This is a genomic window from Qipengyuania algicida (genome assembly GCF_009828025.1).
In the GTDB taxonomy this organism is placed as follows: Bacteria; Pseudomonadota; Alphaproteobacteria; order Sphingomonadales; family Sphingomonadaceae; genus Qipengyuania; species Qipengyuania algicida.
The window spans coordinates 327,285-342,377 of sequence record NZ_WTYA01000002.1; the positions used below are offsets into that span (position 1 = coordinate 327,285).

General features: G+C 62.6%; 13 protein-coding genes. 8 read left to right on the forward strand and 5 right to left on the reverse strand.

Annotated elements, in window-relative coordinates; genetic code table 11:
- Positions 1 to 2 precede the first annotated feature (2 nt).
- A complete protein-coding gene (locus GRI58_RS04020) occupies positions 3 to 410 on the forward strand; it encodes a bactofilin family protein (protein ID WP_160752271.1) in 408 nt (135 codons plus the stop codon).
- Positions 411 to 416: 6 nt separating this feature from the next.
- On the opposite strand, the gene GRI58_RS04025 is transcribed toward GRI58_RS04020, so the two are convergent.
- Positions 417 to 2,102 carry a long-chain-fatty-acid--CoA ligase gene (locus GRI58_RS04025; protein ID WP_160752272.1) on the reverse strand — a complete coding sequence of 562 codons (1,686 nt, stop codon included), beginning with the start codon at positions 2,100 to 2,102 and terminating at the stop codon, positions 417 to 419.
- Between the two features lie 101 nt (positions 2,103 to 2,203).
- On the opposite strand from GRI58_RS04025, the gene GRI58_RS04030 reads away from it, so the two are divergent.
- Positions 2,204 to 3,199, forward strand: coding sequence for an SDR family NAD(P)-dependent oxidoreductase (locus tag GRI58_RS04030; RefSeq protein WP_160752273.1), 996 nt, complete (start codon positions 2,204 to 2,206; stop codon positions 3,197 to 3,199).
- Between the two features lie 13 nt (positions 3,200 to 3,212).
- Here GRI58_RS04030 and GRI58_RS04035 read toward each other — a convergent pair whose 3' ends face one another.
- The 4 genes from GRI58_RS04035 to GRI58_RS04050 all read right to left on the reverse strand — a co-directional run bounded on the left by GRI58_RS04035 (position 3,213) and on the right by GRI58_RS04050 (position 7,093).
- Positions 3,213 to 3,914, reverse strand: coding sequence for a DUF1013 domain-containing protein (locus GRI58_RS04035; protein WP_160752274.1), 702 nt, complete (start codon positions 3,912 to 3,914; stop codon positions 3,213 to 3,215).
- 79 nt (positions 3,915 to 3,993) lie between these two features.
- Complete coding sequence (locus GRI58_RS04040; RefSeq protein ID WP_160752411.1) at positions 3,994 to 4,998, reverse strand: glycosyltransferase family 4 protein; 1,005 nt, start codon at positions 4,996 to 4,998, stop codon at positions 3,994 to 3,996.
- Positions 4,999 to 5,075: 77 nt separating this feature from the next.
- Positions 5,076 to 5,897: a UDP-2,3-diacylglucosamine diphosphatase gene (locus tag GRI58_RS04045; protein ID WP_160752412.1), complete on the reverse strand. Its 822-nt coding sequence runs from the start codon at positions 5,895 to 5,897 to the stop codon at positions 5,076 to 5,078.
- A gap of 191 nt (positions 5,898 to 6,088) precedes the next feature.
- Positions 6,089 to 7,093 carry an NAD(P)H-quinone oxidoreductase gene (locus GRI58_RS04050; protein WP_160752275.1) on the reverse strand — a complete coding sequence of 335 codons (1,005 nt, stop codon included), beginning with the start codon at positions 7,091 to 7,093 and terminating at the stop codon, positions 6,089 to 6,091.
- Positions 7,094 to 7,189: 96 nt separating this feature from the next.
- On the opposite strand from GRI58_RS04050, the gene GRI58_RS04055 reads away from it, so the two are divergent.
- The 6 genes from GRI58_RS04055 to GRI58_RS04080 all read left to right on the forward strand — a co-directional run bounded on the left by GRI58_RS04055 (position 7,190) and on the right by GRI58_RS04080 (position 15,067).
- On the forward strand, positions 7,190 to 7,390 hold the full coding sequence (locus GRI58_RS04055; RefSeq protein WP_160752276.1) for a DUF1192 domain-containing protein: 201 nt from the start codon (positions 7,190 to 7,192) through the stop codon (positions 7,388 to 7,390).
- Positions 7,391 to 7,525: 135 nt separating this feature from the next.
- Entirely contained in the window at positions 7,526 to 9,907 is a 2,382-nt protein-coding gene (gene clpA / locus GRI58_RS04060; protein WP_160752277.1) for an ATP-dependent Clp protease ATP-binding subunit ClpA, read from the forward strand.
- Between the two features lie 106 nt (positions 9,908 to 10,013).
- Complete coding sequence (locus GRI58_RS04065) at positions 10,014 to 10,928, forward strand: ABC transporter ATP-binding protein (protein ID WP_160752278.1); 915 nt, start codon at positions 10,014 to 10,016, stop codon at positions 10,926 to 10,928.
- Positions 10,925 to 12,424: an ABC transporter permease gene (locus GRI58_RS04070; RefSeq protein ID WP_160752279.1), complete on the forward strand. Its 1,500-nt coding sequence runs from the start codon at positions 10,925 to 10,927 to the stop codon at positions 12,422 to 12,424. Before GRI58_RS04065 ends, GRI58_RS04070 begins: the two co-directional genes overlap by 4 nt.
- Positions 12,425 to 12,466: 42 nt before the next feature.
- A complete protein-coding gene (locus GRI58_RS04075) occupies positions 12,467 to 13,471 on the forward strand; it encodes a ligase-associated DNA damage response exonuclease (RefSeq protein ID WP_202386773.1) in 1,005 nt (334 codons plus the stop codon).
- Between the two features lie 3 nt (positions 13,472 to 13,474).
- A complete protein-coding gene (locus tag GRI58_RS04080; RefSeq protein ID WP_160752280.1) occupies positions 13,475 to 15,067 on the forward strand; it encodes a cisplatin damage response ATP-dependent DNA ligase in 1,593 nt (530 codons plus the stop codon).
- The last annotated feature ends 26 nt before the right edge of the window (positions 15,068 to 15,093 follow it).

The following is a 15,093-nucleotide window of genomic DNA, read 5'->3' on the forward strand; positions in this document are numbered from 1 at the left end:
CCATGGCCAGCCGCGGCAGCAATGCCTCCTCGACCTTTTCCGTGCTCGGGTCCGACATCAAGATTACCGGCGACATCAGCGCCTCGGCCGACCTGCATATCGATGGTTCGGTTGAGGGCGACATCTCTTGCGCCTCTCTGGTGCAAGGCGATGCCAGCACGATCAATGGCGCTGTCGTGGCCGAAAGCGCAAGGCTCGCCGGACGCGTGACCGGCTCGATCACCGCGCGCGAACTGGTGATCCTCAAGACCGCGCAGATCGAAGGGGACGTGCATTACGATGCTCTGACCATCGAGCAGGGCGCGCAAGTCGAAGGCCGCTTCGCCCATCGCGAGCGCCGCACGGGAACTGCAAGTGAAGCTGCGGCGACGCAACCGTCCGGCAAACCGGAGCTGACCATCGCCGGCTGACGGGCGTTAGTCGAGCACTTCGGCGCGCAGCGCCTTGCGGTCTAGCTTGCCGATCATCGTCTTCGGCAAATCTTCCCGTATGATCACATCCTTGACTCGCTCGTGCTTGCCGACCCGGCTGTTGAGCCAGTCCTTCAACTCGGCAGCAGTCGCCTCATCCTCCGGGTTCATGACAACATAGGCCTGCGGCATTTCGCCATGATAGGCGTCCGGCACACCGATCACTAGCGCTTCCTTGACTGCGGGATTGCGTAAAAGCACAGCCTCGACCTGGCTCGGGAAGACCTTGAAGCCGCCCACGGCGATCATGTCCTTGCTGCGATCGACGATGGCCAGGAACCCGTCATCGTCGAGCGTCGCGATATCGCCGGTGCGGAGCCATTTCTCGCCATAGACGGTCGCGAAAGCCGAGCTGTCGGCATCACGGCGGTTCCAGTATCCAGCCATGATCTGCGGACCGCGAACCGCAAGTTCCCCAGCCTCGCCTTCGCCCGCCAGCTTGGCAGGGTCTTCCTTGTCGAGCAGCAGCACGCGCGTGCCGGCAATCACCTGGCCGATCGTGCCCGGCTTTCGCGTCGCTTCATAGGGATTGGCGGAGACCACACCCGAACTCTCGGTCAGCCCATATCCTTCGACCAGCCGCGCGCCGGTCGCCGCCTCGAACTGTTCGCGCAAGGGCGCAGGCATCGGGGCCCCACCCGATATGCACACGCGCACGCTCGACCAGTCGCACTTGTCGAAGTCGCGATGGTCGAGCAACGCCTGATACATCGTCGGAACGCCGGGAAATCCCGTTGGCTTGTGCTGGGTTATCGCCTTGATCACCTGCTTGGCATCGAAGCGCGGCAGCATCACGATCGTGCCACCGCGCTGCATGGTGCGGTTGAGCACGCAGGTGTTGGCGAAGACATGGAACAGCGGCAATGCGCCCAGGATCACATCGGGTTCTTCGCGCGAAAACGGGTCCATCAGATCGGCCTGCTGGGCATTGCTCGAAAGATTGCCGTGTGTGAGCATTGCGCCCTTGGGCGTCCCGGTCGTCCCGCCGGTGTACTGCAACAGGGCCAGATCGTCCGGCTTGGGAACCATAGGTTCAGCCAGATCGCCCAGCCAATCGCGCCAGTGGTCGACCTTGTCGCGATGGGGAATGGGCGTCACTTGCTTGCGCCCGAACAGGCGCAGGGCAATCGATTTGCCGGTCGGCAGAAGATCCGCCAGCCGCGCCACCACCAGCCGTTCGAGCGGCGAGCGATCGAGCACTTCCAGGGCCGTTGGTAACAGCGCAGAGGAATCGAGGGTCACGATCATCCGCGTGCCCGAATCCTCGACCTGATGCGCCAGTTCTGCGGCGCTGTAGAGGGGAGAGAAATTGGCCAGCACCACCCCCGCCATCATTGCCCCGTAATAGGCCGCGATATAGGTCGGGATATTGGGCAGGAACAGGCCGATGCGCTCACCCGGAGCGATGCCATTTGCCTTGAGTCCACCTGCGAACCGGCGCGCCTCGTCATACAGTGCAGCGTAAGAGAAATCGCGGCCGAGAAAATGGGCCAGCGCATGATTGCCATGCGCTTCGGCCTGCCTGCGAAACAACTCGGGCAAGGGCACGGGATCGACCGGTGTGTCCCACGGCGTGGGATGGTGATAGCCTGACGCCGGGGGCGGGAACGGGAACTGTCTACTTACAGCCATGTAAGCAGTATGCTTGTCGCAGGCTCGTCCGACAAGACCCTTTACCTCATTGTTCTTTTGCGAAAGGGAGCGAGCGCAAATATCGGCAAAGGGCACGGACAATGGCAATTCTGATCACAGGCGGCGCTGGCTTTATCGGAGCCGCAACCGCCGAGAGACTGATCCGGCGGGGTGACGAGGTCGTGCTGGTCGACAATCTCAACAGCTATTATCCGGTGGCCGTCAAACAGGCACGGTTGGAGCATCTGCGCAAGATTGCTCCCGATCTGCAGTTCATCGAGATCGATTTCAGCGACTATGCGGGTTTGACCGATGCACTGCGCAACGTAGCTATCGACCGCATCGTTCACCTGGGGGCGCAGGCGGGCGTACGCTATTCGATCGAAAATCCCTTTGCATATGCCGCATCGAACCTCACCGGTCATCTCGCGTTGCTGGAGCTGGCGAGAGCGCGCGAAGTCGGACACATGGTCTACGCCAGCTCGAGCTCGGTCTATGGCAACAGCGCCAAGGTGCCGTTTTCCGTCGAGGACCGCAGCGACCACCCGATCTCGCTTTATGCGGCGACCAAGCGTTCCGACGAGCTGATGAGCGAAACCTACGCCCACCTCTATCGCATTCCGTTGACGGGGCTGCGGTTCTTCACCGTTTATGGCCCATGGGGCAGGCCCGATATGATGGTGTGGAAATGCACCGACAGAGTGCTCAAGGGAGAGCCCGTACCGGTGTTCAACCAGGGCGAAATGTTCCGCGATTTCACCTATATCGACGATATCGTCAGCGGTATTCTCGCCACCCTCGATGCACCGCCGCGCGACGATGGGGCGAACAAGGCGGGCGGCAGCATTTCACCGCACGCGCTGTATAATATCGGCAACAACAAGCCCGAGCATCTGATGCGACTGATCGAAAGGATCGAGCAGGCTTGCGGCAAGAAGGCGATCATCGATTTCCAGCCGATGCAGCCGGGCGATGTCGAGCGGACCTACGCCGACATCGACGCGATCGCACGGGATGTCGGCTACAGCCCGACTACGCCGATCGAAGTCGGCGTCCCGGCTTTCGTGGACTGGTATCGCGGATTTACGGGTCTCTAGCGACCCGCAACGCTCAGGCTTCTTCGGCGCCTTCGCTCGAACGGCGCGATTCGAGCCATGCGGCAGCTTCGGCTTCCTGCGCCGCTTCGACGGCGGCCTTTTCGCCTGCGTCACGCTCGGCGCGCAGTTCCTCGATCAGCTTTTCACGATCGGTGCCAGTGCCGGTGGGCTTAGCTTCTTCCTCGATACCCGCCTTCTTGGCGGCGCGTGCGACCACCGAATCGAGCTCGCGCTGCGAGCACAGGCCGAGCGTCACCGGATCCTTGGGCTGGATGTTCTGGATGTTCCAGTGGCTGCGCTCGCGAATCGCTGTGATGGTGTTGCGGGTGGTGCCGATCAGCTTGGAAATCTGCGCGTCGGACACCTCGGGATGGTTGCGCAGCAGCCAGGCGATGCCATCGGGCTTGTCCTGACGCTTGGATACCGGCGTGTAACGCGGACCCTTGGTGCGGCTCACCGCGACCGGCGCGCGCTGCATCTTCAGGCGATATTCGGGATCGGCCTGCCCACGCTCGATCTCCGCCTGCGTCAGCTCGCCGGCATGGACCGGATCGCGGCCGGTGTATTTGCTGCCCGCCAGATCGTCCGCCATTGCCTGCACTTCGAGGATATGGAGGCCGCAGAAATCGGCGATCTGCTGGAAAGCGAGGCCCGTGTTGTCGACCAGCCAGGTGGCGGTCGCGTGGGGCATCAGCGGAGTGGGTTGGTCGGCCATGAAGAGAGGTCCTGAAGCGTGCCTGAAATAGAAGGGCCGCCCCTTTCGGAGCGGCCGCGCAAGGCCCGATCTAGTCGCTTTAGGCGCAATGGGCAAGCGTGGCGAAAGCCTGCTCGCCCGAGGCGACCGGCTGAAGCCCGTCGAGAAACTGGCTGGTGGCCGCTTCCCAGCTGAAGCCGCGCGCCGATTCGACGCAATCGGCCCGTCTGCAGAACAGGGCTGCATCGATAGCGCGCTCCATTTCTTCGGACACGGCGCCATTGCTGTCGTCGAGCAGGTCGATCGGGCCGGGAACGGGGAATGCGGCGACGGGCGTCCCGCAGGCCAGCGCCTCGATCATCACCAGGCCGAAAGTATCGGTGCGGCTCGGGAAGACGAAAACATCGGCCCCGGCATAGCATCCGGCAAGTTCGCTTCCGGCCTTTCGCCCGAGATATAGCGTATCGGGATAGCGTGCCCTCAGATCATCGAGCGCCGGACCATCGCCAACCACCACTTTCGAGCCGGGATGACTGTTCGCCAAAAATGCTTCGACGTTCTTTTCGACCGCAACGCGCCCGACATAGAGCTGGATCGGACGCGGAAGTCCGGCAAATTCGGCTGGTGGCGCAGCTTGCGGCGAAAAGTGCTCAAGATCGACGCCCCGGCTCCAGTGATGCAGGCTTTTCAGCCCATGTGCGGCCAGTTCCTCGCAAATCGAGGGCGTCGCTACCATCACCCGCTCGGCTGGGCGGTGGAACCAGCAGATGTAACGCCAGAACAATGCTTCGGGGAGATGCGTGCGACGCGCGACATAAGCCGGAAACTGCGTATGGTAGGCGGTGGTGAAGGGTATGTGGTGCCGGAGGCAGTAAGCGCGCGCGCGCAAACCCAGCGGCCCTTCGGTGGCGATATGGATCGCATCGGGCGCGAACCGGTCCAGCCGCCGCGCGATCTCCTTGCGCGCGGGTAGCGCCAGACGGATCTCGGGATAGGTCGGGCATGGCATCGAGCGGAACTGGTCGGGCGAGATCACCAGCACATCATGACCCCACTCGCGCAAGATGGTGCAAGTCGCGGTCATCGTACGCACCACCCCGTTCATTTGCGGGGTCCAGGCATCGGTGACGATAGCGATTCGGCGTGGTTCGACGGCGCGCCAGGAAAGGATCGGTTCGATGTTCACGCGGCCTCCCGAACGGTGCCGTCAACGTCGGACGATGCCGGCTTGCGGGCGGCGATCACCTCCGGCCAGTGCAGCAATTCCATGCGCCCGTCGAAATGCTCGACCAGCGCGTTGCACCCTTCGACCCAGTCGCCATCGTTGTAATATTCGATACCGTCGAAGGTGCGGATCTCGGCGGTGTGGATATGGCCGCAGACGACACCATCCACTCCGCGTTCGGCAGCGGCACGGGCGACCAGCTCTTCATACTTCGAAATGAATTCGACCGCGTTCTTGACCTTGTGCTTGGCCGCCTTGCTGAGCGACCAGTACGGCAGGTCGAAGGTCTTGCGCACGCGGTTGACCAGGCCGTTGAGCCGCATCATGAATTCGTAAAGCGCATCGCCGACGAATGCGAGCCAGCGATGCGCCAGCATCACCGTGTCGAATTCGTCGCCGTGCAGGACCAGCAGGCGGCGGTCGTCTGCCGTGGTGTGGACAGCGGCGCGGGCAATCTCCACCCCGCCGAAATTCATGCCCGCAAACTGCCGCACGATCTCGTCGTGATTGCCGGGGATATAGACCACCCGCGTGCCGCGCCGCGCGCGCTTGAGGATGCGCCAGACGATGTCGTTGTGCGAAACCGGCCAGAAAACCTTCTTCTTCAACCGCCAGCCATCGATGATGTCGCCGACGAGATACATCGTTTCGCTGTCGGTATGGTCGAGGAAATCGATCAACATCCCGGCATTGCAGCCCTTGGTGCCGAGATGGACGTCGCTTATCCAGATCGTGCGGTAGCGCTGCCGTTCACCGACGACGGTTTCCGGTATGGCCATTGGGCGCAAGGGAAGGCTGGCAACCTTGGTCCGTTCGCTGCCCGATACGGTGAAATTGCCCAGTGGATCGCTCACATCGATTCCCCGAAGAAACAATCTTCCTCGGCAGCGACATAGCGAGCATTTGTGACAGGCGATTCACAGGGCGGTTACAGTTCCGGGTCAGAAATCCGCAATGTGACAGAACGTTGTCAGCCGATATCGAGCACGATCTTGCCGATATGGTCGCCCGCTTCCATACGCCGATGCGCTTCGCCCGCCTCGACCAGCGGGAAGCGCTTGTCCATCACCGGCCGGATCGTACCGTCCTCGACCAGCGGCCAGACCTGTCGATGGATCTCGTCGGCAAGCAGCGCCTTGAATGCGTCCGGCCTTGCACGCAAGGTCGAGCCGGTCAGTGTGTGGCGCTTCGCCATCAGCTTGGCCATGTTGACTTCGGCCTGCATCCCGCCCAGCACGGCGATGGTCACATGCCGTCCATCCTCGGCCAGGCAATCGAGATTGCGCTGGACGTAATCGCCCGAAACCATGTCGAGCACCAGATTGGCCCCGCGACCATCGGTGAAGCCGCGTACCTTCTCGACAAAATCATCCTGCTTGTAGTTGATCGCGAGATCCGCGCCGAGTTCGCGAGCGGCCGCGCATTTGTCATCGGACCCGCAAGTGGTGATGACCGTCAGCCCAAACGCCTTGGCCAGCATGATTGCCATTGTGCCGATCCCGCTGGTACCGCCGTGAACGAGCAGCGTTTCGCCCTCGCTGGCCCAGCCGCGATCGAACACATTGTGCCACACCGTAAACACGGTTTCGGGCAGCGCGGCAGCATCGGCCAGCGAAAGGCCCTCAGGCACGTGCAGGCAGTGTTCGGCCTTGGCGATGCAATATTCGGCATAGCCTCCGCCGGTAACGAGCGCGCACATCTCCTGGTTGAGCAATTCGGGCGCAACATCATCGCCGATGGCAACCACCACGCCCGAAATCTCGAGCCCGGGAATCGGGGATGCTCCCTTCGGCGGCGGATAGTACCCTTGCCGCTGAATCACATCGGGGCGGTTGACCCCGGCATGGGCGACCTTGATCAGCACCTCGCCTTTGCCGGCCTGTGGCACGGGCAGCGTCTCAGGTCGCAGGACATCGGGACCACCCGGGGCATCGAAACCCATCGCGGTCATCGTTTCGGGAATTGAATGCGGCATTCGGTGCGTCTTTTGCGCCTCTTGCTGACAGGAAATGCGCATCTAGCGAGAGCGCCGATTGACAGCAAGGGATAGCATCTCAATGATAGTGCACGGATGGAAGACGATGATCGTCCGCGCCCCCGCGGGGATGCCGCCAGCCTGCTGGCCGGGGAAGACCTCGGCCCTTATTCGCAGGACGAATTGCAGCTACGTATCGAACTGCTCGAAGCCGAAATTGCGCGGGTGGAAAAACATCGCCTTTCCGCCGCCGCTCACCGAGACGCAGCCGAGGCCCTGTTCGGGCGAAAGAGCTAGCGCGATGGCCGGGGTTCTCGCATTTCCGGCCATGCCCACCATATTAGAACCGCATACAGGTTTGGCTAACCTGTTGGCGCTAATCTCCTCCGCGCGTGACCAGACCGCGGATCTCCAACGAAAGACGTGAATCCCATGCCAAGTTTTGCCGCAAACCTCGAAAAGACCCTCCATCAGGCGCTCGCCGATGCGTCCGAGCGTCGGCACGAATATGCAACGCTCGAACATCTTCTGCTGGCGCTGATTGATGACGAAGACGCCGCACAGGTGATGGTCGCCTGCGGGGTCGACCTTGCCGAGCTGGGCGCAGTGGTGCGGCAATATCTCGAACAGGAATACCAGAGCCTCAAATCCGACGATGGCTCCGATCCGCAGCCGACCGCCGGGTTCCAGCGGGTGGTCCAGCGGGCGATCCTGCATGTGCAGACATCGGGCAAGGACACAGTAACGGGCGCGAATGTGCTGGTGGCGCTGTTCTCGGAGCGCGACAGCTACGCGGTCTATTTCCTGCAGCAGCAGGATATGAGCCGGCTCGATGCGGTCAGCTATATCAGCCACGGCATCGGCCGCGGCGGCAAGCAGATCGAGAGCAAGACCCCGCGCGGCGCGGCGGAAGAGCAGCCCGAGGCGGAGGAAAAGGAAGCCGCCAAGGCGAGCAAGAAGGAAACCGCGCTCGACCAGTTCACGGTCAACCTCAACGAGAAAGCCGATGCGGGCAAGGTCGATCCGCTGATCGGGCGCAATGCCGAGGTCGACCGGACGATCCAGATCCTGTGTCGGCGTTCAAAGAACAACCCGCTCTATGTCGGCGATCCCGGCGTGGGCAAGACCGCCATCGCCGAGGGGCTGGCGCGCAAGATCATCGAGGGCGACGTCCCCGAGGTGCTCCAGGACGCCGTCATCTACTCGCTCGACATGGGCGCGCTGCTGGCCGGAACGCGCTATCGCGGCGATTTCGAGGAGCGGTTGAAGCAGGTCGTCTCCGAACTCGAAAAAATGCCCGAGGCCGTACTTTTCATCGATGAAATTCATACGGTTATCGGGGCTGGTGCGACGAGCGGCGGGGCCATGGACGCGTCCAACCTCTTGAAGCCTGCGCTCTCCAGCGGTGCGATCCGCTGCATCGGCTCGACCACCTACAAGGAATTCCGCAACCACTTCGAGAAGGATCGCGCGCTGCTGCGCCGGTTCCAGAAGATCGATGTGAACGAGCCGACGATCGAGGATACGATCAAGATCCTCAAAGGCCTCAAGAGCGCCTTCGAAGAGCATCACAAAGTCACCTACACCGTCGATGCGCTCAAAACAGCGGTCGAGCTGTCGAGCCGCTACATCAACGATCGCAAACTGCCCGACAAGGCGATCGATGTGATCGACGAAGTCGGCGCGATGCAGATGCTGGTCACGCCCAGCCGCCGCAAGAAGAAGATCACTGCCAAGGAAATCGAATCGGTGATTGCAACGATGGCGCGGATTCCGCCCAAATCTGTCTCCAGCGACGACAAGAAGGCGCTCGAAAACCTCGAACGCGATCTCAAGCATGTCGTGTTCGGGCAGGACGCCGCCGTGCACAAGCTATCGACCGCGATGAAGCTGAGCCGTGCAGGTCTGCGCGATCCGGACAAGCCGATCGGCTCGTTCCTGTTCTCCGGCCCGACTGGCGTCGGCAAGACCGAAGTCGCGCGGCAGCTCGCCAGCATCATGGGGATCGAGCTCAAGCGTTTTGACATGTCCGAATATATGGAACGCCATTCGGTCAGCCGGTTGATCGGCGCACCTCCGGGCTATGTCGGGTACGATCAGGGCGGATTGCTCACCGATGCGATCGACCAGAACCCGCATTGCGTGTTGCTGCTCGACGAGATCGAGAAAGCCCACCCCGACCTGTTCAACATCCTGTTGCAGGTGATGGACAATGGCCGCCTCACCGATCACCACGGCAAGACCGTCGATTTCCGCAATGTCGTGCTGATCATGACGACCAATGCCGGGGCCGCCGATATGGCGAGCCAGGGCATCGGTTTCGGCAACGTGAGCAAGGAAGACGCCAGCGAAGAGGCCGTGAAGCGCATGTTCACGCCCGAATTCCGCAACCGCCTCGATGCCATCGTGCCCTTCTCCTATCTCGGCAAGGACACGGTCGCGCGGGTGGTCGACAAGTTCATCCTCCAGCTTGAGCTGCAACTGGCCGAACAGAACGTCGATATTCAGTTCGACAAGGATGCTCGCAACTGGCTGGGCGACAAGGGTTACGACCGGCTCTATGGCGCGCGCCCGATGGGCCGCCTGATCCAGGAAAAGATCAAGCAGCCGCTCGCCGAGGAGCTGTTGTTCGGCAAGCTCGCCGATGGCGGCGAGGTGCAGGTCAGCATCAAGGATGGCAAACCGTCCTTCGAGCTGACCCCGGCCCCGCCCAAGTCGCGCGCGAAGCCCAAGCGCAAGCCGAAGAAGGCAGCGCCGAAGAAGCCAGCGGCCAAAACCGGCAGTGACAGCGCAGACGACACCAGCGAGAGCTGATCCAGCGGGGACGGTGGCATCCACGGATGCTTGACCGTTCTGCTGAGAACCTTAAACCTCCCCGCGGCCATCGGCAAAGCAGCCCGATGGCCGCGGGGAGCATTTCATGGCAGTTCTTGAAGTCGATGCGCTGACCAAGCGGTTCGACGAAGTGGTCGCAGTCGACAATCTCAGCTTCGCCGTGCAGCCAGGAGAAATCTTCGGCTTTCTCGGCGGCAACGGCGCGGGCAAGACCACGACGCTGCGCATGGTGCTCGATATTATCCGCCCGACATCGGGCCGGATCAGCGTGCTTGGGGCTGCGCCCGACCGGCGACAGGCGGCAGCGATCGGCTTCCTGCCCGAGGAACGCGGTCTCTACGACAATATGACCGCGATCGACACCATCGTCTATTTCGCCCGGCTCAAGCAGATGGATGGAGGCGAAGCGCGAAAGCACGGGATGGAACTGCTCGAGCGGTTCGACCTTGCAAGCCGCGCCAAGTCCAAGATCGGCGAGATGTCCAAGGGCATGGCGCAAAAGGTCCAGCTTGCCACCGCGCTGGTCAACCATCCGCAGCTCTTGATGCTGGACGAGCCGTTCTCCGGCCTCGACCCGGTCAATCAGGGCCTGCTCGAAGAAGAAATCCTGCGCGCCTCGAAGCGCGGAGCCGCGGTAATCTTCTCCACCCACGTCATGCAGCACGCCGAACGACTGTGCGACCGGTTGCTGCTGCTACGCAAGGGTGCCAAGCGGTTCGAAGGCACGCTTGATGAGGCGCGCGCCGAATTGCCTGCTGCGATCGAGGCAATCGCCAAGGAGGATATTATCCGCGTTGCCGGTATCGCATCGGCCGAACCGAAAGAACAACTGGATGGCGAGTGGCGGCGCTGGTCGATCCGGCTCGATCCGGGCGTGAGCGCGGGTGAGGTGCTCGAACGCTGCACGACCAGCGGCGTTGCGCTGCGCAGGTTCGAGGAACAGCGCGCCAATCTGCACGATGTGTTCGTCCAGCTCGTGGGCGGGGAGGAAAACCGGTGATCGCCAATATTCTGCTCGTCGCCAAACGCGAGTTCCGTCAGGTCACCGCAACCAAGAGCTTCTGGCTGACATTGCTGCTGGTTCCGATTGCTCTCGCTATCGGTCCGCTCGTCGGCGACAAGCTCCAGGACGATACCGCCACCAAGGTGATGATCGTCGACCAGACCGGCGGCGGTGTCGCCCGCACGATCGAGGACAGCTTCACCATCAACGAAGATCGGGCCTTGCTGGTGCGCCTGTCGCGCTACGTCCAGCGCCACGATTTCGACAAGGCCGATCCGCAGGCCGTATGGGCGCAGCATGACCGCTGGTACACCAATGCCGATGTCGCGAGCTTCCGCGCCGCCGGCGGACTCAAGGCCGCACTCGCGAAGATCGACACGGTGCGGCCTGAGGGTGTGCCCGCGTTCGATGCCCCGACACCCGATTACAGTTTTCTCCCGCCGCCCGCCGGACTGACGGAAGCTCCCGCAGACACCATCGGCACGCAGGCCAAGCAACTCACCCAGGCAAAAGGTGGAGACGATAAGAAAGCGGCCGCCGACATCGTATTGCTGATCGGCAAGGGTTTCCCGCAAGATCCCACCGTCAGCCTGTGGTCGAACGACCGTCCGCGCAGCAGCTTCGTCATCCAGTTGCAGCAGGTCCTTACCCAGGCGATGCGTGGCAGCCTGCTCCAGCAGCAGGGTGTCTCACCGCAAGCAGCCGTGGCGATCGAGACTGCCGCGCCCGCCATAGCCGTGTCCACGCCACCGCCGGGTGGTGGCGCGCGAGAAGCAATGCTGGTGCGCTCGATCGTGCCGTTGGCGCTCGCCTACATATTGATGATGAGCCTGATGCTGTCGGGCAGCTGGATGTTGCAGGGCTCGGTCGAGGAACGATCCAACAAGTTGCTCGAATCGGTGCTCGCCTGCATTTCTCCCGAGGAACTGATGTATGGCAAGCTGCTTGGCGCGCTGACCATCGGCCTGTCGATGGTAGCGGTCTGGCTGGGCTGCGCAGCCTTCGCCGCCTATGCCACCCATGGCGCGATCGCCGATATGATCCGTCCCGCCCTTGCTCCGCTGACTTCGCCGGGCGCGATCATCGCGCTGATCTATTTCTTCGCGATGGGCTATCTCGCGATCTCGATCATCTTCGTCGCCATTGGCGCAATGAGCGATTCCATGCGCGAGGCTCAGGGTTATCTCATGCCGGTGATGCTGGCAGTGTTGCTGCCGATCACCATGCTGATCCAGGCGGTGCTGGCGGGCAATAACGGGATCATGGTGCAGGTGCTGACCTGGGTGCCGCTGTGGACGCCCTTCGCGGTGTTGGCGCGGCTGGGGATCGGGATAGAGACATGGGAGCTGATCGGCTCGGGCGTGGTGCTGGCTATCTTCGTTGCTCTCGAAGTCGTCTTTCTCGGGCGACTGTTCCGCGCCAGCCTGCTCGCACAGGGGCAGAAGCTGGGACTGAAGCAGATTGTTGGCCGCCTGAAAGCCGCGCCGCGCTGACAAGGATGGGAACGCTGGCGCGCGCCGCGGCTTGATCCGCTGATGCTTGCGCCCTTTTCCTGGATCAGGCCCGAACCTTGGGGCATCCATGTCGTGCCTGCCGATTGCTGGATCGATCCTGCGCGCGCAGTGGATAGGGCGCTGGTGACCCACGGCCACGCCGACCATGCGCGCGGCGGCCACGGGCAGACCTTTGCCACGCCAGAGACGCTCGCGATCATGGAGCTACGCTACCAGACGCGTGAGGGCGCGGTGCCGGTCGCTTATGGCGAGACCGTCGATCTTCCCGGCGACGTCAAGGCGACATATGTCCCGGCAGGCCATGTGCTGGGCAGCGCGCAGATCCTGCTCGAACACGCAGGCGAGCGCGTCGTCGTGACCGGCGACTACAAGCGCCGCCCCGATCCGACCTGTCCACCCTTCGAGGTAACGCCCTGCGATGTGTTCATCACCGAGGCGACCTTTGGGCTGCCGGTGTTCACCCACCCCCCGATTGCACAGGAAATGGCCAAGCTGCTGGACCGGCTCGCCGCCTATCCCGATGCTTGCGTCCAGGTCGGTGCCTATGCTCTGGGCAAGGCGCAAAGGGTGATCGCGGAACTGCGTGCAGCGGGGCACGTTGATCCGATCTATCTCCACGGCGCGCTGGAGAAGATGTGCCGCCTGTATCAGGATTTCGGCGTGGAGCTGGGCGAGTTGCGGCTGGTCGCCGATCACGACAAGGACGATATGCGCGGAGCGATCGTGCTCTGCCCGCCCAGCGCGCTCAACGATCGCTGGAGCCGCCGCCTGCCAGACCCGATCACCGCGATGGCTTCGGGTTGGATGCGCGTGCGCCAGCGCGCGCGCCAGCGTAATGTCGAACTGCCGCTGGTGATTTCCGACCATGCCGACTGGGGCGAACTGACCCGCACAATCGAGGAAGTTGGCGCGCAAGAGAACTGGATTACCCATGGGCGCGAGGAAGCGCTGTTGCGCTGGTGCCAGCTTTACCAGAAGCGCGCCCGCGCGCTGGCGCTCGTCGGCTACGAAGATGAGGACGACTGAGCGGTGGAGGAATTTGCCGCCCTGATCGACGCGCTCGTCTTCACCCGCAGCCGCAATGAAAAGCTGCGACTGATCGCCGAGTATCTGCGTCAGACGCCCGATCCCGACCGCGGTTGGGCACTCGCCGCGCTCACCGATGGACTGGATTTCCCGGCGGTCAAATCCTCGACCATCCGCAAGCTGATGCAGGAACGGATCGACCCGTTGCTGTGGACGCTGAGCCGCGATTTCGTCGGCGACACGGCGGAAACTGCCAGCCTGCTGTGGCCACAACCCGATGCTCCGCCAACACCGCCCAGTGTCAGCGAGACCGTCGCCGCCCTTTCAGCCATGAATCGGGCAAGCGTGATGAGCGAACTGCCGCAGTTGCTCGACCGCCTTGATCCATCGGGCCGTTACGCCCTGCTCAAGCTCGCCACCGGCGCGATGCGCGTGGGCATTTCGGCAAGACTGGCTAAGACCGCGTTTGCACAAGCCTTCGCGGTGCCGGTCGAGGAGGTCGAGGAATATTGGCACGGGCTGGCACCGCCCTACGAACCGCTGTTCGCCTGGGCGGCTAAAGGCGAACCGCCGCCCGACATCGCGAGCCTACCCACCTTCCGCCCGTTTATGCTGGCCCATCCGCTCGAAGATAGCGTGGTCGACCTTGCCGACTATGTCGCGGAATGGAAATGGGACGGCATCCGTGTCCAGATCGTCCATGCAGGGGATGAAACCAAGATCTTCTCTCGCGGGGGCGACGATATTTCCGCGACCTTTCCCGAGCTGCTCGATGTGCTCGACTTTCCTGCGGTGCTGGATGGCGAATTGCTGGTTCGCGGCAGCCATCAGGGGGGCGAGCAAGGCGGCGCGGCCAGTTTCAACGCGCTGCAACAGCGGCTGGGCCGCAAGACAGTGAGCAAGGCAATGCTTGCCGAAAGCCCTGCGTTCATCCGGCTTTACGATGTGCTGCTGCTGGACGGGGATGATCTGCGCGAGCGCAGGTGGACCGAGCGGCGCGACCAGCTCGAAAAACTGATTGCGCGCCTGCCCGCCGAACGCTTCGACCTTAGCCAGATCGTCGAGGCACGCGATTTCGACCATCTCGCGCAAATTCGCGAAGGCGCGCGCGACGATGCCATCGAAGGGCTGATGCTCAAGCGTCGCGACAGCCCCTATGTCGCGGGCCGCAAGACCGGGCTGTGGTACAAGTGGAAACGCGATCCGCTGCTGGTGGATTGCGTGCTGATGTACGCACAGCGGGGCAGCGGGAAACGATCGAGTTTCTATTCCGACTACACTTTCGGTTGCTGGGACGGCGATCCCGAGCAGGGTGCAGAGCTGCTGCCGGTGGGCAAGGCCTATTCCGGTTTCACCGACGCGGAACTGAAAAAGCTCGACCGTCATGTCCGCAGCAACACCGTCAACCGTTTCGGTCCGGTACGCGAAACGACCCGCAGCCTGGTATTCGAAGTCGCCTTCGACAGTGTCCATTCCAGCAAACGGCACAAGTCCGGTCTCGCCATGCGCTTCCCGCGTATCCATCGTATCCGCTGGGACAAGCCGGTCGAAGAGGCAGATCGCCTTTCGGCTCTCAAAGCACTGATTCGGGATTGAAGTCGCCCCTGTGCAGCGTAAAACCC

What these genes read in the sequence shown, in the direction of transcription:
- GRI58_RS04050 (WP_160752275.1), bottom strand. Translation starts at nt 7,093, where the DNA reads ATGCCGCATTCAATTCCCGAAACGATGACCGCGATGGGTTTCGATGCC.
- GRI58_RS04065 (WP_160752278.1), top strand. Translation starts at nt 10,014, where the DNA reads ATGGCAGTTCTTGAAGTCGATGCGCTGACCAAGCGGTTCGACGAAGTG.
- GRI58_RS04040 (WP_160752411.1), bottom strand. Translation starts at nt 4,998, where the DNA reads ATGAACGGGGTGGTGCGTACGATGACCGCGACTTGCACCATCTTGCGC.
- GRI58_RS04055 (WP_160752276.1), top strand. Translation starts at nt 7,190, where the DNA reads ATGGAAGACGATGATCGTCCGCGCCCCCGCGGGGATGCCGCCAGCCTG.
- GRI58_RS04035 (WP_160752274.1), bottom strand. Translation starts at nt 3,914, where the DNA reads ATGGCCGACCAACCCACTCCGCTGATGCCCCACGCGACCGCCACCTGG.
- GRI58_RS04045 (WP_160752412.1), bottom strand. Translation starts at nt 5,897, where the DNA reads ATGGCCATACCGGAAACCGTCGTCGGTGAACGGCAGCGCTACCGCACG.
- GRI58_RS04030 (WP_160752273.1), top strand. Translation starts at nt 2,204, where the DNA reads ATGGCAATTCTGATCACAGGCGGCGCTGGCTTTATCGGAGCCGCAACC.
- GRI58_RS04075 (WP_202386773.1), top strand. Translation starts at nt 12,467, where the DNA reads ATGCTTGCGCCCTTTTCCTGGATCAGGCCCGAACCTTGGGGCATCCAT.
- clpA (WP_160752277.1), top strand. Translation starts at nt 7,526, where the DNA reads ATGCCAAGTTTTGCCGCAAACCTCGAAAAGACCCTCCATCAGGCGCTC.
- GRI58_RS04020 (WP_160752271.1), top strand. Translation starts at nt 3, where the DNA reads ATGGCCAGCCGCGGCAGCAATGCCTCCTCGACCTTTTCCGTGCTCGGG.
- GRI58_RS04025 (WP_160752272.1), bottom strand. Translation starts at nt 2,102, where the DNA reads ATGGCTGTAAGTAGACAGTTCCCGTTCCCGCCCCCGGCGTCAGGCTAT.